Origin of the sequence: Corynebacterium vitaeruminis DSM 20294 (genome assembly GCF_000550805.1) — a bacterium.
GTDB classification, from domain to species: Bacteria; Actinomycetota; Actinomycetes; order Mycobacteriales; family Mycobacteriaceae; genus Corynebacterium; species Corynebacterium vitaeruminis.
This window is the reverse complement of sequence record NZ_CP004353.1, coordinates 818,611-835,395: the sequence shown is the minus strand read 5'-3', so window position 1 is coordinate 835,395 and position 16,785 is coordinate 818,611. Positions and strand designations below refer to the sequence as shown.

Annotated in this window: 14 protein-coding genes and 1 riboswitch; of the genes, 3 read left to right on the top strand and 11 right to left on the bottom strand. The window is 67.6% G+C overall.

What is annotated here, in order from left to right; translation table 11 throughout:
• Complete coding sequence (gene hisN / locus B843_RS03920; protein WP_025252218.1) at positions 1-780, top strand: histidinol-phosphatase; 780 nt, start codon at positions 1-3, stop codon at positions 778-780.
• Here the strand turns inward: hisN and B843_RS03915 are convergent.
• From B843_RS03915 to B843_RS03870, 10 genes are all read right to left on the bottom strand, one after another.
• Positions 777-1,775 carry an HNH endonuclease signature motif containing protein gene (locus tag B843_RS03915; RefSeq protein WP_025252217.1) on the bottom strand — a complete coding sequence of 333 codons (999 nt, stop codon included), beginning with the start codon at positions 1,773-1,775 and terminating at the stop codon, positions 777-779. The two genes, hisN and B843_RS03915, sit on opposite strands and share 4 nt — an antisense overlap.
• A 51-nt stretch (positions 1,776-1,826) precedes the next feature.
• Complete coding sequence (locus tag B843_RS03910; protein WP_025252216.1) at positions 1,827-2,066, bottom strand: FeoC-like transcriptional regulator; 240 nt, start codon at positions 2,064-2,066, stop codon at positions 1,827-1,829.
• A complete protein-coding gene (gene feoB, locus B843_RS03905) occupies positions 2,066-4,015 on the bottom strand; it encodes a ferrous iron transport protein B (RefSeq protein ID WP_025252215.1) in 1,950 nt (649 codons plus the stop codon). The genes B843_RS03910 and feoB overlap by 1 nt, the downstream gene beginning before the upstream one ends.
• Complete coding sequence (locus B843_RS03900; protein ID WP_025252214.1) at positions 4,012-4,263, bottom strand: FeoA family protein; 252 nt, start codon at positions 4,261-4,263, stop codon at positions 4,012-4,014. The genes feoB and B843_RS03900 overlap by 4 nt, the downstream gene beginning before the upstream one ends.
• A gap of 192 nt (positions 4,264-4,455) precedes the next feature.
• Positions 4,456-5,466 (bottom strand): S1 family peptidase, encoded by a 1,011-nt coding sequence (locus B843_RS03895; protein WP_231494040.1) that lies wholly within the window; start codon positions 5,464-5,466, stop codon positions 4,456-4,458.
• A 154-nt stretch (positions 5,467-5,620) separates the two neighbouring features.
• A complete protein-coding gene (locus B843_RS03890; protein WP_038595231.1) occupies positions 5,621-6,355 on the bottom strand; it encodes an amino acid ABC transporter ATP-binding protein in 735 nt (244 codons plus the stop codon).
• Positions 6,355-7,194, bottom strand: a complete 840-nt coding sequence (locus B843_RS03885; RefSeq protein WP_025252211.1) for an amino acid ABC transporter permease — start codon at positions 7,192-7,194, stop codon at positions 6,355-6,357. Before B843_RS03885 ends, B843_RS03890 begins: the two co-directional genes overlap by 1 nt.
• A 45-nt stretch (positions 7,195-7,239) precedes the next feature.
• The gene (locus B843_RS03880; protein ID WP_025252210.1) at positions 7,240-8,109 is read right to left on the bottom strand and encodes a transporter substrate-binding domain-containing protein; all 870 of its coding nucleotides are present in this window, start codon (positions 8,107-8,109) and stop codon (positions 7,240-7,242) included.
• A gap of 130 nt (positions 8,110-8,239) precedes the next feature.
• Positions 8,240-8,420, bottom strand: a riboswitch (Lysine riboswitch).
• A gap of 158 nt (positions 8,421-8,578) precedes the next feature.
• Positions 8,579-9,490, bottom strand: coding sequence for a MaoC family dehydratase (locus B843_RS03875; RefSeq protein ID WP_025252209.1), 912 nt, complete (start codon positions 9,488-9,490; stop codon positions 8,579-8,581).
• Positions 9,491-9,492: 2 nt separating this feature from the next.
• Complete coding sequence (locus B843_RS03870) at positions 9,493-10,827, bottom strand: 3-oxoacyl-ACP reductase (RefSeq protein WP_025252208.1); 1,335 nt, start codon at positions 10,825-10,827, stop codon at positions 9,493-9,495.
• A gap of 191 nt (positions 10,828-11,018) precedes the next feature.
• Between B843_RS03870 and B843_RS03865 the strand changes: the two genes are divergently transcribed.
• The gene (locus B843_RS03865; protein ID WP_025252207.1) at positions 11,019-12,317 is read left to right on the top strand and encodes an acetyl-CoA C-acetyltransferase; all 1,299 of its coding nucleotides are present in this window, start codon (positions 11,019-11,021) and stop codon (positions 12,315-12,317) included.
• A 39-nt stretch (positions 12,318-12,356) separates the two neighbouring features.
• Positions 12,357-14,432 (top strand): acyl-CoA dehydrogenase family protein, encoded by a 2,076-nt coding sequence (locus tag B843_RS03860; protein WP_025252206.1) that lies wholly within the window; start codon positions 12,357-12,359, stop codon positions 14,430-14,432.
• A 51-nt stretch (positions 14,433-14,483) separates the two neighbouring features.
• On the opposite strand, the gene B843_RS03855 is transcribed toward B843_RS03860, so the two are convergent.
• On the bottom strand, positions 14,484-16,493 hold the full coding sequence (locus tag B843_RS03855; protein WP_155895097.1) for a vWA domain-containing protein: 2,010 nt from the start codon (positions 16,491-16,493) through the stop codon (positions 14,484-14,486).
• Between the last annotated feature and the right edge of the window lie 292 nt (positions 16,494-16,785).

The following is a 16,785-nucleotide window of genomic DNA, read 5'->3' as shown; positions in this document are numbered from 1 at the left end:
ATGACCTACTCCGACGACCTCGCCTTCGCCCTCACACTCGCCGATCTCGCCGACGAGCTGACCCTGTCCCGCTTCGAGGCCAGCGACCTGCACGTCGACTCCAAGCCCGACATGACGCCGGTCTCCGACGCGGATATCGCCACCGAGAAGCTCCTGCGCGCCCGTATCGAAAAGGACCGCCCGACCGACGCGATCCTCGGCGAGGAGTTCGGCGGCGACGTCGCGCTCGAGGGCCGTCAGTGGATCATCGACCCCATCGACGGCACCAAGAACTACGTCCGCGGCGTTCCCGTGTGGGCCACGCTCATTGCGTTGCTTGTCGACGGCCGTCCGGTCGTCGGCGTCGTATCCGCACCCGCCCTGGCCCGGCGCTGGTGGGCGGCCGAGGGTGAGGGCGCCTTCCGCACCTTCGCGGGCGGTGAGCCGAAGCGGCTGCACGTCTCGGGGGTTTCGACCATCGAGGACGCCTCGGTGTCGTTTTCCTCCCTCGACGGCTGGCGCGACCGCGAGCTCCTGCCTGGTTTCCTGGGGCTGTCCGACGACACCTGGCGGCTGCGCGGCTTCGGCGACTTCTTCTCCTACTGCCTAGTCGCCGAGGGCGCGGTGGACATCGCCGCGGAGCCGGAGGTGTCGCTGTGGGACCTGGCCCCGCTCGCGATCCTCGTCGAGGAGGCCGGCGGCCGGTTCACCTCGCTCGCAGGCGTCGACGGCCCGCACGGCGGCGACGCGCTGGCCACCAACGGGCTGCTGCACGAGGCCGTGCGGGCACGCCTGAGCTAGCGGTACACGCGTTTAACGCGCCCGCCTCGCCGCTCCAGTCGCCCGCGCCGAGGCGGGGCGTTGGGGTTATCGTCGTTGACGCCGTTGTGGTAGGCGCAGCAGGTGGTGAGGTTTTTGCTTACGGTGTGCCCGCCCAGCTGCCAGGGCCGAAGGTGGTGGACCTGGCACTCGTCGGCGGGCTTGTTGCACCCGTCCCACGGGCAGGTGGGGTTCTCGGCGGTGGCGAGCATCCGCTGCTTCCGGTTCGCGACGCGCTCCGAGCGCACCAGGTCCACCGGGCCCTCCACCGGGTGCATGAGCGCGAAGTGCCAGCGCTTTTCCATCGCCATCTGAGCCACCTGGGTGCTCGTGCGTTCCACCCCGTCCGAGCAGCGCAGGACGGTCTCGTCGCCCGTTCCGTCGAGCACGGTGTCTAGCTCGTCGAGCGGGATCACCACCATCGGCCGCAGGACGGTGGCCACGCCCCCTCCCCCGCTCATGGCCGCCCGCGCCGCCTCGACGGGGTCGTCCTCGTGCTTGATGGGCTCGTAGATCTCCGCGATTTTCTCCGCGGGGCCGGTAAAGGTCACCGACCACACCTGGGAGGGGCGGCGCTTGATCCGCGCGCCCGGCTCGGGGTCCTTGCGCTCGGGCTTGAGCTCCGCCAGCAGCATCGCCCCGTGGGCCTCGAGCTCGCCCGCGCTGCCCGGCGTCCGGCACAGCTCGACCCGCAGCTGCCACTTGAGGTGCTGCTGCGGCAGGGCCCGCGCGAGCCGCTCGACGACCTCGAGCGCGGCCATCGAGTGCCCGTTGGCCTCGATGGCGGCCACCGCGTCCTTTTGGCGGCGGCTAAATGACGTCTCGCCCACGTAGACGTCGGCAAGCTGGCAAAGCAGAGCGGCGTCAGCGTCCTCGACGCCCTCCGCGGCAATCTCCGCCGCGCTCCTGCCGCGGGCCTCACGAAGCAGCGCCAGGGGATTGCCCCTGGCCGCGCCGTAAGCCCGCAGTGCGTTCATGCCCCACAAACTAGCGGGAGGGTAAGCCACCCGCTAGCGTCCGGTGACCACTTAACTGCACACCCGCAGCGTCAGCAGCTGCTTCGTGCCGCAGGAGTTGGCCACCGCGCAGCTCGAGCAGTGTCCGTCCGTGCTGCACCCGGTTTCCTCGGCCGCGAGCGTGCCGTCGCGCTTGAAGTGCTCGAGCAGCGCGCGCACCATCGACTCGCGCAGCCCCGTGGCCGCGGCGATGTCGATCGCGTTGGTCTTACCCTCCGAGATCGCTTTGAGCACCATGCTCGCCGGGCGCATCAGAACCACACCCTCAGCACGTTGAAGACGGCCACGGCCAGGACCCACGCCGTCGTCAGCTCGACGCCGACGGCGAAGAAAGTCCACTTCCAGCCGATCTCCCGCTTGAGCGCCGCCATCGTGGCCACGCACGGAGTGTAGGCGAGTAGGAACACCATGAAGGCCCAGATCGCAGCGATGGAGTGCCCGCCCGAGGCGGTGTCGAAGTCCTCGCGGATCGCGCCCGCCAGCGCGGAGCTGCCCTGGTCGGCGGCGCTCTCGTCGGAGGGGTCCTCCAGCGCGTAGGTCTGCGCCCACGTGGAAATGACCGCCTCCTTGGCGATGAAGCCCGTCACCAGCGTGCCCGAGATCGACCAGCTGTCGAAGCCGGCCGGCTTGAACACCGGCGCGACCGCCGAGGCGATCTCGCCGTAGGCGCTCTCGGCGACCGGCAGGTCCTCGTCGGCGAAGGAGTAGCCGGAGGTCACCGGCGTGGACTGCAGCGCGAACACCGCCGCCACGCAGATGACGATGATCCCGCCCGCGGTCTGCAGGAAGCCCTTCACGCGGGTCCACGTCACCGACGCCGCCAGCCGAAGCCCCGGGATCTGGTACACGGGCAGGTCGATGACCAGCGCCTCGGTGCCCAGCGTGCGCCACAGCAGGCGCCGGAACACCCAGCCCATGCACACGATGAGCGCGATCGAGATGACGTACATCGCGAACACGACGGTGCCCGAGTGGCCGGGGAAGAACGTCGCCCCCAGCATCGCGTACACAGTCAGCCGGGCGCTGCACGAGGCGAACGGCACTAGGAGCGCCGTCATGATGCGGTGGTCGCGCTGGCTGAGCACGCGCGTGGACGAGATCGCCGGCACGTTGCAGCCGAAGCCCACCACGATCGGGATGAACGCCTTGCCGGGCAGGCCGATGGCCTTCATCACCCGGTCGGTGACCACGGCCGCTCGCGCCATGTAGCCGGAGTCCTCCAGCACCGCCAGGCACAAGAACATGAGCGCCATGAGCGGCGCGAAGCTTAAGACCGTGCCCACGCCGACGATGAGCCCGTCGATCAGCAGGCCCCTGACCAGCGAGGAATCGATGTGCAAGAGCCCCAGCAGGCCGCTCGTCCAGTCGGACAGCGGCCCCTCGAAGAAGCCGCTGACGGCGTCCTGAATCGGCGCGGCGACCGTCGTGGTGATCTGGAAGACCACCCACATCACCGCGAGGAAGAGCAGCGGCCCGGCAACCGGGTGCAGCGCGAAGCGGTCGATCTTCTCCGTGAGCGTCGACTTCGGGGCCTCGCCCACGGTCATCGCCTTCGCGGTGGCGTTTTCGATCCACGCGTAGCGGTCGTCGATAAGCTCGAGCTCGTCGACGCAGCAGCTTGCAGGCGCTTCACGACGCCAAGGCTCGCGCGCCAGGGCCACCGCGATCGCGTTTTCCACCTGGTCCAGCCCGCGCCGGTGGCGGGGGTCGACGGCGACCACGGGGCAGCCGGTCGCGGCGGACAGCGCGGCCACGTCGAGGCTCTGTCCGGCATCGGCGGCGACGTCGGACTTGGTGACCACCACCACGACGCGGTGCGGGGACTCCAAGAGCTGGGCGACCATGTAGAGGCCGCGCTCCAGGCTGGCGGCGTCGACGGCGACCATGACCACGTCGGGGCGGTCCTCGGGGGCGGCCTCGACGATCATGGCGCGGGTGAACGCCTCGTCCGGGCTGTGCGCGTCGAGCGAATAGGCGCCGGGGAAGTCGATGAGGTCGTAGGTGCCCCACGCGCCGCGGGAGATCTCCACGGAGGTGCCGGGCCAGTTGCCCATCTGCACCCGGGCGCCGGTCAGGCCGTTAAAGAGCGTGGACTTGCCGGAGTTCGGCGCGCCGATGAGCGCGATGATGGGCGCGCCCTCGGGGGCGGTCTTCAGCCCCGTGTCCGAGCACTTGCAGGCGGAAAAGTCGGGGGTGGTCATGAAAGGACTTCGACCTCGATGCGGGACGCGGTGCGCTTGTCGATCGCGTAGCGGGTGGACAGCTTCTTGATGATGAGCCCTCCCCCGGAGATCCGCTGGGTCACGGTGAAGGTGGAGCCCGGACGGATGCCCAGCTCGGCGAGGCGACGACGCTGCTTATGCTCGACGTTCTCGTCGATTCCCACCACGCGGCAGGCGTTACCCAGGCCGACCGTCGCCATAGAATCAGCAAGCAGCGCGGTTGTCATCGATTCACACTTCTTTCCTCGTGCCCCAAAAGAAAGGCAAGCCAAACTTTGTTTACCCTTGGTAGGCTACCCTTTGAGGGCTACCTAAGTAAAGGTAGCCTACAGTGGCCTTCGACATAGGATTCCTCGTTTTCAGCGATAGGCGTAACGAAAAAGCGCCCGCGCAACGCGCGGGCGCTTCGAGCTTCGTGGCTAGGAGGCCGGGGTGAACCCCGTCCCCACGGCGTCGCGGGAGTTGAGGTCCGCCAGGATGGAGTCCACCGGCACGGAGACCGTGGGCATGAACAGCGGGCCCTGCAACGGGGTGCGGCAGCTGGCCGAGGCGATCGGCAGCATGCCGCCGTTGACCATGCCCACCACGCGGTCGCCGAGCAGGACCGGAGCCCCCGAGTCGCCCTGGCTCGCGCAGATCTGGGTGAACTGGGTGTTCGGCTGGCTCGACCAGGTCATGCCGCAGGTGTTGCCCGTGGCCACGCCCGACTTGCAGGCCACCTGGCCGGGGGCGAGGCTGCCCTGGCCGAGCTGGTTGACGGTCACGCCGTTGTAGGTGTTGGTGATCTTGGCGTTCGAGCCCAGCTCGATGACGGAGTAGTCGAGGTTCGGGTTGGTGGCGGCGACCGTGCCGCTGGGCCCCACGCGCCAGGAGTCGGCCGAGGTGACCTGCGAGCCCACGCCGCCGCAGTGGCCAGCGGTGACGGCGAGCTTGCGGCCCGCGGCGTCGGTGCCGGTGAACGCCACGGTGCACAGGTCGTTGTCCCCGACGTAGATCGGCGTGCCCGGCCCGTAGAGCGACTCGCCCTGCTTCTCGGCTTCGATGGACTCGGCCGGCACGTCGGGCGCGTTAAACCAGCTGCCCTGCACGCGGTGCAGCACCGGGCCCGGGGTGGCCGCCATCACCTGGGAGGAGAGGTCGTTGGTCCAGTGGTAGTTGGGGCCGTCGACGATGGGCTGGAAGCCCTGGTCCGCGTACTCCTGCTGGGCGGGCTGCACGGCCTGCTGCACCTGCTGGACCGCCTGATCCACCTGTTCCTGCGCCGAGGAGACGGCGGCGTTGACCTGGTCCACCGTTTCCTTGGGCAGCAGCGAGGAGATCTGCTCCGGCAGCACCTCCTGCGCCCCCGCATTCGGCGCGACACTCGCGACCGCCGCCATCGACATGAGCGCCACCGCGACGCGAGACGACTTCCTCAACAACTTCTGCATGGTCCCCTTACGTACCCTTTCTCCTTGAAGACTCCAACCATCATGCCACCCCAACCTGTGAATGCCACCCCCCACACCCTAAGGAGCTAATAAAAGATAAAACCCCAGCTCAAGGGGCTGGGGTTGGGTGCCGATAGGCGTCGGAAAGCGAAGGCTAGAGGTAGCGGGCGAGGAACTCGCGGGTGCGTTCGCGGGTGGGGTGCTCGAAGAACTCCTGCGGGGTTCCCTGCTCCTCGATCTTGCCGTCGGACATGAACACGACGTTCTTCGCGACGGTGCGGGCAAAGCCCATCTCGTGGGTGACCACGAGCATGGTCATGCCCTCCTCGGCGAGCCCCTTCATGACGGCGATGACCTCGCCGACCATCTCGGGGTCGAGCGCGGAGGTCGGCTCGTCGAAGAGCAGCACCTCGGGGTCCATGGCGAGCGCGCGGGAGATGGCCACGCGCTGCTTCTGGCCGCCGGAGATCTGCCGTGGCTTGGCGTTGATGTACGGCAGCATGCCTACCTTCTCCAGGTAGTAGCGCGCCTTCTCCTCCGCCTCCTCCTTGGAGCGGCCGAGCACCGTCTGCTGGCCCACCATGCAGTTCTTCAGGATCGACATGTTGTTGAAGAGGTTGAAGCTCTGGAACACCATGCCCACCTTGGAGCGGTACTTGTTGGGGTCGACCGAGCGGGCGCGGATGTTCTCCCCGTGGAAGAGGATCTCGCCGCCGGTGGCGGTCTCCAGCATGTTGATGCAGCGAAGCAGCGTGGACTTGCCGGAGCCGGACGCCCCCAGAATGCAGGTCACGTCGCCGGGGTGGACCTCGAAGTCCACGCCCTTTAAGACCTCGTTCTTGCCGAAGCTCTTGCGCAGGTCCTTGACCTCAATGATCGGGGTGCTCATCACTTGCCCTTTCGCTCGGCCTTGTCGGGGAACGTGTAGTTGCCCGCGGCCATGACCAGCTTGTCGTCGTTCATCAGCTCGTACTCGCTCTTCGCGCCCGGCGCGTTATGCAGCTCGTAGGCGTCCTTGCCGTCCAGGCGGCGCTCGAACCAGCGCAGGAGGATGGAGGAGACCAGCGTGAGCGTCAGGTAGCCCAGCATCTCGATCGTCGCCGACGGGAAGTACTTGAACACGGCGCCGGAGACCATGCGGTGGACGGAGAAGAACTCGGAGAAGCCGATGATGAACATCACCGAAGAGTCCTTGATGTTGATGATGAAGTTGTTGCCGATCTGCGGGAGGATGTTGCGCAGCGCCTGCGGCAGCACGACCTGGCGCATCGCCTGGACGTGCGTCATGCCGATCGCGCGGGCGCCCTCCATCTGGCCCGGGTCGACGGAGAAGATGCCGCCGCGGACCGACTCCGCGATGTAGGCGCCGGTGTTGATGGACACCACGGCGATGGACACGGCCCAGAGGTTGGTGAACTGGAACGCGTTGTTGGAGAAGTACGGCAGGCCGTAGAAGATGAACACGGCCTGCAGGATCATCGGCGTGCCGCGGAAGAGCTCGACGTAGACGCGGATGATCGCGCGCACGATCCACAGGATGACGCGCTTCCACACCGGGTCGGTCTTCTCGTGCGGGATCGTCTGCAGCATGCCGCAGACGAACCCGATCACGCAGCCGAAGAACGTGGCCACGATCGCCAGCACCAGCGTGCTGAGGATGCCCTTGCCGTAGGTGGGGCCGTAGTCCTCCAACAGGGTGAGGATGTCTTGCCAGAGTTGTGCCAGCATGTAATTAGCTCACTTCTTTCGCGTTCCAGCTCGTGCCAGGCCGCACTAGTTGTGCTCGAGCGGCTGGATCTTCACGGCCTCGGCCATTTGCGCGTTGAAGTCGTCCTTCGTCTGCGTCTTGAGGTAGGCGTCGATCTTGTCCTTGAGCTCGGTGTTGCCCTTGCGCACGGACACGCCGATGTTGACGTCCTCGTCGGAGACCTGGAAGTTGTCGCCGCCAGAGAGGTCGACGATCTGCATGTCCGGGTAGGCGACGATGGCGCCCTCGGCGGTGGGCATGTCGGTGACCACGTAGTCGACCTGGCCCGTCTCGAGCGCCATGAGCATGGCCGGCGCGCTCTCGGCGGCGGACTGACGGTTGGCGTTCGGGATCTGCGGGATGAGGGTGTCGTACCAGATGGTGCCGGTCTGGCTGGTCACCTTGCCGCCGGAGAGGTCGGATAGCCCCTTGGCGCTGGCGTACTTGCTGTCCTTCTTGGTGAGCACGACGATGTCGGCGTACAGGTACGGGCCCGCGAAGTCGACCTCCTGCTCGCGCTCGGCGGTCATGGACTGGCCGGCGATGACGGCGTCGACGGTGCCCGACTGGACGGCAGGGATGAGGGAATCCCAGTCCAGCTGCTTGATCTCGAGCTTCCAGTTGTTGGCCTCGGCGATCTTCTTGGCGGTCATGACGTCGTAGCCGTTGGCGTAGAGCTCCGAGTCCTTCATCTTCACCGCGCCGTTGGCATCGGTCGGCTGGGCCCAGTTGTACGGGGCGTAGGCGGCCTCCATGGCGACGGTGAGCACGCCGTCCTCCACGCCGGAGCCGGTCGCGCCCGCGTTGCTCGAGCTGGAGGAGCTGTCGGTGGCGCTGCAGGCCGCGAGGCTCACCGCCATGCCGACGGCCAGGACGCTGGTCAGAAACTTCTTCATGAGGACTTCCTTCTTCTATTTCGGTGATGCATGTGGGTGCTGCATGGACAATAGATCCCATAAGCCTGAAGCCGGTAGCCCCAAAAAATAAGGAGCCATGAGATTCATGACTCCACACGATTTCCGCACGTGTCATGACAGCTCTCCGCTTCACAGCGACAGTCCAGCAGATGTTGTCCACTGGCCCGGAAGCCCGCAGCCTAGGTCGCCCCGGCGCCTCCTCGGCGGCCTCCCCTTTCGCTTCCCCGTGCTCCCTAGCGCACCATATATAACGGAAAGCTACTGATGTTGGCCGCGCCTCTATCATGCTTATGATGGCTCTAACCATAGGCAGCGCGCCCGGTGAACGCAACCAGTTGCGACTCATTTCCCCTTTTAAGCACGAGGTTTCGTTGGCGAAAGTGAAACCCGCCGTTCAGCCCGCCGTAGGCGTCGTAAAGCAGCGTGCTTGCCGACGCCTACGGTGACGCTACAGCTGTTCGAGCAGCGCGTGCGCGTGCAGCTTTTCGGGGCTTTTCGCCTTGCGCACCTGCAGCTGCCAGGAGCCGTCCGGCGTGCGGGTTGCCCAGCAGCTGATCCGCGCGGGAACCACCACGGGGCGGGCGAAGTCCACGGTGTGGCGCACGTGCCCGGATACGCGGCCCTCGAGGAGGGTGAGCATCTTCGCGGCGGTGAACATGCCGTGGGCGATGACGCCGGGGAAGCCGAAGGCCTTCGCCCCGATCACGCTGGTGTGCACGGGGTTCTTGTCGCCGCTGGCCGTGGCGTAGGCGTCGACGTCGCCCCGGGTCACCTCCCACTGTGCGGTGTGCGCCTGACTCTTCGGCAGCTCGGGCGCCTCGAGGCGGGTGCCGCGCTGCTCGCCGCGGTCCTTCACGGCCAGGTCGGCGTCCGAGGAGAGCCGGGCGCCGAGGCCGAGGAAGGTGGAGGTCTGCGTCCACACGGCCTCGCCGTCGACGAGGAGCTCGGTGATCATGTCGACGAGCAGGCCCTTGCGGTGCGCGCGGAGGTTGGTGGCGTGGGCGCGGAGGGTGAACTCCTCGTCGATGCCGACTCCGCGGCGCTGCTCGATCTCGTTGGAGACGTGCACCGCTCCCATCGCGGCGAAGGGGAACCCGGGCGCCGCCATGGTGTGGATGACCAGGGGGAAGCCGAGGACGAACGGGTAGGTCAGGGGCAGCTCGTTGGTCGTGCGGAAGCCGACGGCGCGGTTGTAGGCGGCCAGGTGGTCGGGGTCGACCCGCACGCCCTCGACGGCGAAACCGCGTTCGTGGTCGGTCTTCCCCGATCGCTTCGTGCCGAGGCCGGGGACCCGGTCGAGGGCGACCGTGCGGTACTCCTTGGACAGGGCCGGGATCGCGGGAAGGGTGGTGTACTCCATGACTAGGCCCCCATGATCGACTGGCCGCAGACGCGGATGACGTTGCCGGTAACGGCGCGGGACGAGGGCGCGGCGAGGTAGGCGACCGTCTCGGCGACATCGATGGTCTGCCCGCCCTGCTTCAGCGAGCAGGACTTCCGGCCGACCTCCCTAGGTAGGGTGGGCATGGCCGCGGTCATGGCGGTCTCGATGAAGCCGGGGGCCACGGCATTGATGGTGCCGCCGCGCTCGGCGAAGGCGTCCTTCAGCGAGTCCACCAGCCCGATCATGCCCGCCTTGGTGGTGGCGTAGTTGGTCTGGCCGCGGTTGCCCGCGATGCCGGCGATGGAGGATACGCCGATGATCGCGGGGTTCTCCGCCAGCTGGCCGGACTCGATCAGCCCCTCGGTGATGCGCACGGGGGCGACGAGGTTGATGTTTTGGACCATCGCCCACATCTTTTCGTCCATGTTGACCAGCAGCTTGTCGCGGGTGACACCGGCGTTGTGGACGAGGACGTCGATCTTGCGCCCGTAGCGTGCCTTCGCGTGCTCGGCGATGACGGTGGCGGCCCGGGGGTCGGTGACGTCGAGGGTGAGGGCGGTTCCCTTCACGGAGTTGGCCGTCTGGGTGAGCGCCTCGCCGGCGGCGGGCACGTCGACGCAGATCACGCTCGCGCCGTCGCGAGCGAGCACCTCCGCCATGGTCTTTCCGATGCCGCGCGCGGACCCGGTGACCACGGCGAGCCTGCCCACCAGCGGCTTGTCCCAGCTCTCGGGGGCGGGGGCCGCTGCCCCGCCGACCCGGATGACCTGACCGTCGACGAAGGCGGACTTGCCGGACAGGAGGAAGCGCAGCGTCGACTCGGCCTGGGAAAGCTCAGTGCCCGGCGCGAGGTAGACCAGCTGGGCGGTGGCGCCGCGGCGCAGCTCCTTGGCCAGCGAGCGCGTGAACCCCTCGAGGGCGCGCTGGCAGATCCGCGCGTCCGTGTTCTCGGGCCCGGTGAGCAGCTCAGGGGTGATACCTAGGACCACCACGCGGGCGCACGGGCGCAGCTTGCGCATCTGGGGGTTAAGCGCGTCGAAGAGCTCGTGGAGGTCCTCGGGCCTGCCGATGCCGGTGGCGTCGAGGACGATGGCGGCGCGCGGGGTGTCAGCGTTGGCCGAGATGAACTCGTAGTCCTGGGCGAGCAGGCCCTCAAGGTCCGCCGCGTAGCGGCCGGAGCCGCAGATCACCGCGGGGCCGTCGAGGGCGGGCTGGCCCGGGGCGTAGCGGCGCAGCTCCTCGCCCTGGGGCACGCCGAGCTTGCCAGCGACGGGGGAGTTGATGAGGTTCTCCAGCATTCCTGCCTTTGCCATGGTGGCTGGTCCTTTCTTGATTCCTTGCCGCGGCCCTGGTGCGGGTTTCGGCTCGGCGTGCATTATCACACCGCGCCCCGCTCGCGCCGCGGAAAAAGAGTATGTACATGATGACCGATCGTGATGTAGACTACACTATCAAGAAAACGTGATCTGCGCCATAGTCTTTTTGTAGGCAAAAGGAGTTTCCCATGAACACCACGTCTCGTAGAGTCGCCATCCTCGGCGGCAACCGCACCCCCTTCGCGCGCTCCAACCGCGAGTACGCCAACGCGTCCAACCAGGACCTGCTCACCTCCGCCATCGACGGGCTCGTCGCCCGCTACGGCCTCCAGGACCTCGAGCTCGGCATGGTCGCCGCGGGTGCCGTGATCAAGCACTCCCGTGACTTCAACCTCACCCGCGAGTCCGTGCTCGGCTCCGCGCTGGCCCCCACCACCCCGGCGATCGACGTCCAGCAGGCCTGCGGCACGGGGCTGGCCGCCACCGTCCTCGTGGCCGACGGCATCGCCGCTGGCCGCTACGACTCCGCCCTCGCGGGCGGCACCGACACCATCTCCGACGCCCCGCTCGCCGTCGGCGACCAGCTGCGCCGCACGCTCATCAAGCTCTCCAACGCCCGCAGCGCCACCGCGCGCCTGAAGCTCGTGGGCAGCATCCGCCCCGGCCAGCTCGCCCCCGAGCAGCCCGCCAACTCGGAGCCGCGGACGGGGCTATCCATGGGCGAGCACGCCGCCATCACCGCGCGCGAGTTCGGCATCACCCGCGAGGCGCAGGACGAGCTCGCGCTCGCCTCCCACCGCAACCTCGCCGCCGCCTACGAGGCCGGGTTCTTCACCGACCTCATCACCCCCTTCCTCGGCGTCACCAGGGACACCAACCTCCGCGCCGACGCGACGATGGAATCCCTGGGTAAGCTGAAGCCGGTCTTCGGCAAGCAGGACGCCATCGACCACGGCGCGCAGGCCACGATGACCGCCGGCAACTCCACCCCGCTGACCGACGGCGCCTCCGTGGCGCTGCTCGGCACCGAGGAGTTCGCCGCGGCCCACGGGCTTACGCCGCTGGCCTACCTCGTCGACTCCGAGACCGCCGCGGTGGACTACATCCACGGCCCCGACGGGCTGCTCATGGCCCCGACCTACGCGGTCCCCCGCCTCCTGGCCCGCAACGGGCTCACCCTCCAGGACTTCGACTTCTACGAGATCCACGAGGCCTTCGCCTCCCAGGTCCTGGCCACCACCAGCGCGTGGGAGTCCGACGAGTACTGCCGCACCCGCCTCGGCCTCGACGCCGCGCTCGGCCCCATCGACACGGCCAAGCTCAACGTGAAGGGCTCCTCGCTGGCCGCCGGGCACCCGTTCGCCGCCACCGGCGCGCGCATCCTTGCCACCGCTGCGAAGACACTTGCCGAAAACGGCGGCGGCCGCACCCTCATCTCCATCTGCGCCGCGGGCGGCCAGGGCATCACCGCCATCCTCGAGGCCTAGAACTTCATACCCCTACCCCGAAACTCTAAGGAGAACACCATGACTAGCACCATCAGGTCCCGGGCAACCTCCAAGGCCCAGGCACAACCCAAGGCTCCGGCCCCCTCCAAGGACATCCACATCCCGAGCCCTCTTCCCACCACCCCGGACGCGCAGGCCGCCGAGGACCTCCGCAAGATCCTGGACGGGCAGTTCGGCGAGCTGCGCGAGGACATCCGCGAGATGCTCGACGATTCCTTCTTCCTGCCCAAGCTCGACGGCACCATCGACGACATGCGCGACGCGCTCCTGCCCGTGCTCGAGCGCTTCCGCGACGCGGGCTACTCCTACGACTCCTTCTCCCGCGCGAACGGCGGCTCCGGCAAGCCGGACCGCGCGGTCATCGGGCTCGAGACCCTGGGCCACGCCGACCTCTCGGCGATGGTCAAGGCTGGTGTCCAGTGGGGCCTGTGGGGCGGTGCCATCGATAACCTCGGCACCGAGCGCCACCGCCACTACATCAAGCCGACGATGGACCTCGAGCTCATGGGCGTCTACGCCATGACCGAAATCGGCCACGGCTCCAACGTCGCCCAGCTGCAGACCACGGCGACCTACGACCCGGAGACCCAGGAGTTCATCATCAACAGCCCGACCCCGTCGGCAATGAAGGTCTTCCTAGGCAACGCCGCCCGCCACGGCCAGATCGCGGCCGTGTTCGCGCAGCTCTACACGCCGGGCGTGGCGGAGTCCCACGGCGTGCACTGCCTCGTCGTCCCGATCCGCGACGAGAACCACAACCCGATGCCGGGCGTGACCATCGGCGATCACGGCCGTAAGGGCGGCCTGCTCGGCGTGGACAACGGCACCCTGTCCTTCGACAACGTGCGCATCCCGCGCGAGAACCTGCTCAACCGCTTCGGCGACGTCGACGAGGCCGGCAACTACACCTCCCCCATCGAGTCGAAGAACCGCCGCTTCTTCACCATGCTCTCCACGCTCATCCGCGGGCGCATCGCGGTGGGCGGCGCGGCGAACGCGGCGACCCGCACCTCCCTGGACATCGCGGTGCGCTACGCCACGCAGCGCAGGCAGTTCTCCCCCGGCGGCGACGCGCCGGAGAAGCGCCTCATCGAGCACCGCTCGCACCGCCTGCGGCTGCTCATCCCGCTGGCGAAGTCCTACGCGCTCATGCTGCTGCAAAACGAGGTGACCGCGCGGCTCTACGAGCAGCAGCGCCAGATCGCCGAGGGCATCCTGGACCTGGCCAACCCCACCGAGGAGCAGCTCCTCGCCTCCCGCGAGCTGGAGAGCTGGGCGGCGGGGCTCAAGGCCATCTCCACTAGGCACGCCACCCGCACCATCCAGGAGTGCCGCGAGGCCTGCGGCGGCGCCGGCTACATGGCGGAGAACCTGCTGACCACCTTCAAGGCCGACTCGGACGTGTTCACCACCTTCGAGGGCGACAACACCGTGCTCATCCAAATGGTGGGCAAGGAGATGCTCACCGCCTACGCCCGCGACATGGGCGATCTCTCCACCATCGACATGGTTCGCTACGGCTTCGACGAGGTCTCCGACCTCATCCGCCGCCGTTCCGGGCTGCACAAGACGGTCCAGTCGGCGCTCGACGCCGCGCGCCGCAGCAACGACAACTCGCTCTTCCACGCCGGCTACCAGGTCTCGCTCCTCGAGGACCGCTCGCAGTCGATCCTCAAGTCGCTGGCAGGGCGCATGCGTGCCGCCCGCAAGCTGGACCTGGAGGACGCCGCCATCGAGGTGGACAAGGCCCAGGATCACCTCATCGCGGCCGGTTGGGCCCGCATGGAGTCGCTGGCGCTGCAGTCGCTCGTCGAGGCCGAGGGCAAGCTCCCCAAGAACTCGCCTGCCCGCCAGGTGCTCGAGCAGGTCCGCGACCTCTACGCGCTGTCCACCATCGTGGAGAACGCCGGCTGGTACGAGGAGCACAACGTCCTGTCCAGCATGCGCATCCGCATGGCGCGCGCGGCGGTTCGCGACCTCGTCGACTCGCTCGCACCGTGGGCGGAGGTGCTCGTGGACGCCTTCGGCATCCCGAAGTCGATCTGGAACGTGCCCATGCTCAACCAGGCAGGCGTCGACGGTCCTCGCTACTAACCGTAGGCGTCGACAAGCGTGCTTGCTTTTCGACGCCTACGGTAACGGGCGCTAACGCCGCCGGCGAAGGAGGAAGAACGCGCCCGCCACAACGACGACCACCGCGGCGGCCGCGCCAACCAGCGCCCCGGCGTTCATGCCGCTCTCCTCCGACTCCGCCTCAGCGGTGTTCGCCGCCGTCGCGTCCGTCGGGGCGGCCGAGGTCGAGCCCGAGGCCAACGCGCCGTCGACCCGCGTGAGGATCGGCTCGTCCGAGGGCTCCGGCCCGTTTTCCTCCGTGGGGCGCCAGCTCGGCCCCGAGCTTGTCTCCCCGTCGCGGCGCACGACGAGCTCGTAGGGCTGCTCGACGCCCAGCGTCGCCCCGTCGTTCCCGACGTCGAAGGTGACCGCGACGTAGTAGTTGCCCGCCTGGGCCATGGGTTCTGAGGTGCCGCCAAGGAAGCGGTTGTTGTACTCGATGGTCAGCTCGGAGGCGGCAGAATCCTCCTCGGCGTCGTGGAAGACGTTGAGCTCGAGGTTGTCCAGCGGGACGTACTGGGGGCTGGTGAGGAAGCCGTTGATCTCGTCGACCGAGTCGCGTTCCGACGGCTTCGTCCGCAACCCCACGACCGGGCGCTCGCCCCACTCGATGGGGATCTTGTAGAACTTCATCTCGCCCGGGACCATCGCGTCCGAGTACGTGACGCCGCTTTCGACCTCCGCGGCGTGAGCGTAGGAGTTTCCGCCCTGGATGGGCTCAGCCTTCGGACCGAACTCCGGCTGCGGGATGCCGCCGTTGTTGAGGCTCCCCTTCTCCCCCTCCTTGAGCTTGTTCGCCTCGTCGTTGCTGAGGAACGGCTCGAACTGCACCTCGACCTCAACCCGAACCGGGTCGAGGTTCACACCGTCGTTCGTGCCCGCGTAGCTGCTATTTTCGTCGACGAAGACGCCCACACCCACGACCCACTTGGTCTGGTCGCAGGCCGGGTCGAAGGTGTCTTGCCTATCTGCCGTGGAGTAAGGCTCGATCCGTGCGATGGAGGCGTAGGCGGGTGTGGCGGAGTCCTTGCTTGCCGTGGAGATGCTGTCCACGAGCGCCTCGAACCGCTGGCACTTGTTGTTCGACTCGTTGGTCGCCTCGACGACCTGGGCGTGCACGGTCTGCTCGGCAAGCCCGTTGGCCGCCTTGTTGCCCAACACCTTCGCCGTGATGATGGCGTTGGTGTTCTCCGGGATCGCAAGCCGGAAGAACTGCGGCGTCGGCTTCTGCGAGGAGGGCTTAGCCTCGGGGACCACGGTGGTCTGGTAGCGCCCCTGGCCTAGCCATTTGGCCTGGGTCTTCTCCTTTTCGAGGGAGAACTTCGTGCCCGTGGCCTCGTAGTCGTTGATCGAGCGCTGGGCCAAGAACTTCATGGAGTTGGAGAGCTGACCTGCATCGTCGGCGGGAAGATACTGGCCGCCGGTGGCGTTGGCGATGCACTCGAGCTCGGCGCGGGCGGCCTCGTCCACCTTGAAGCCCACGGTGTGGATGGCAATGTCATAGCCCTGGCCCGCGAGCTCGTTGGCGACCTCGCAGGCGGGCGGCGCAGCGCAGGTATCGATGCCGTCGGAGACAAGGATGATCGACCGCTCTCCCTCCTTGCCCAGCTCGTCGGCCGCCTTCCTCAGCGACTTGCCGATCGGCGTGTAGCCCTTCGCGTCCACCCCCGCGATCTTGGACTTCAGCCCTTCCTTGTCGATTGCCTCAACCGGCGCTAACACCTCGATGTCCTCGCAGCCGCGGGCCTGATTGTCCGGGTCGCTCGACTCGCGCGCGCCGTAGACCATCATGCCGAGGTTGGCGGTGTCCGGAAGCGCGTCGATAAGCTCGGTCGAGGCCTTCTTGGCCGCGTCTAGGCGGGTCCCGCCCACGTCGTCGGCCAGCATCGATCCCGAGAGGTCGAGGATCAGCTCGGCCTTGGCCGCCGTCGCATCATCGGCGCGCGCCGAGCTCGGCACGAACCCGCCCCACAGGACCATGACCGCAGCCACGATCAAGGCGGCGACGAGCCGGGACGCCGACGACCCCGTCGACGGTTTCACGGAAAAGTATGCAGATCTCACAACCTCTCACCACATCCCACTAGCCACTAGGAAGCACTTTCATGTTCAGTAGCCAATAGTGACACAGATGGCGAAATCTTTCTAGGTCCGAAACTAAATCGTTCAGGACGTGGGGGTGATGGGCTAGCCAGACAGGTTCAGGTCGCCATCACCCCAGGCGATGACCTGTCCCCGGCCCACCGCGGGTGGACCCGTGCCTCCGCGACCGCACCTTCCGTCACTTCATTTGGGATTTGGCTGGGGGCCGAAGCCGACGAACGGGATCTCGAAC

Coding starts and splice junctions, on each gene's coding strand:
- B843_RS03860 (WP_025252206.1), top strand. CDS start 12,357: ATGACTAGCACCATCAGGTCCCGGGCAACCTCCAAGGCCCAGGCACAA.
- B843_RS03870 (WP_025252208.1), bottom strand. CDS start 10,827: ATGGCAAAGGCAGGAATGCTGGAGAACCTCATCAACTCCCCCGTCGCT.
- B843_RS03900 (WP_025252214.1), bottom strand. CDS start 4,263: ATGACAACCGCGCTGCTTGCTGATTCTATGGCGACGGTCGGCCTGGGT.
- B843_RS03865 (WP_025252207.1), top strand. CDS start 11,019: ATGAACACCACGTCTCGTAGAGTCGCCATCCTCGGCGGCAACCGCACC.
- B843_RS03910 (WP_025252216.1), bottom strand. CDS start 2,066: ATGCGCCCGGCGAGCATGGTGCTCAAAGCGATCTCGGAGGGTAAGACC.
- B843_RS03885 (WP_025252211.1), bottom strand. CDS start 7,194: ATGCTGGCACAACTCTGGCAAGACATCCTCACCCTGTTGGAGGACTAC.
- B843_RS03875 (WP_025252209.1), bottom strand. CDS start 9,490: ATGGAGTACACCACCCTTCCCGCGATCCCGGCCCTGTCCAAGGAGTAC.
- B843_RS03895 (WP_231494040.1), bottom strand. CDS start 5,466: ATGCAGAAGTTGTTGAGGAAGTCGTCTCGCGTCGCGGTGGCGCTCATG.
- B843_RS03890 (WP_038595231.1), bottom strand. CDS start 6,355: ATGAGCACCCCGATCATTGAGGTCAAGGACCTGCGCAAGAGCTTCGGC.
- feoB (WP_025252215.1), bottom strand. CDS start 4,015: ATGACCACCCCCGACTTTTCCGCCTGCAAGTGCTCGGACACGGGGCTG.
- B843_RS03880 (WP_025252210.1), bottom strand. CDS start 8,109: ATGAAGAAGTTTCTGACCAGCGTCCTGGCCGTCGGCATGGCGGTGAGC.
- hisN (WP_025252218.1), top strand. CDS start 1: ATGACCTACTCCGACGACCTCGCCTTCGCCCTCACACTCGCCGATCTC.
- B843_RS03915 (WP_025252217.1), bottom strand. CDS start 1,775: ATGAACGCACTGCGGGCTTACGGCGCGGCCAGGGGCAATCCCCTGGCG.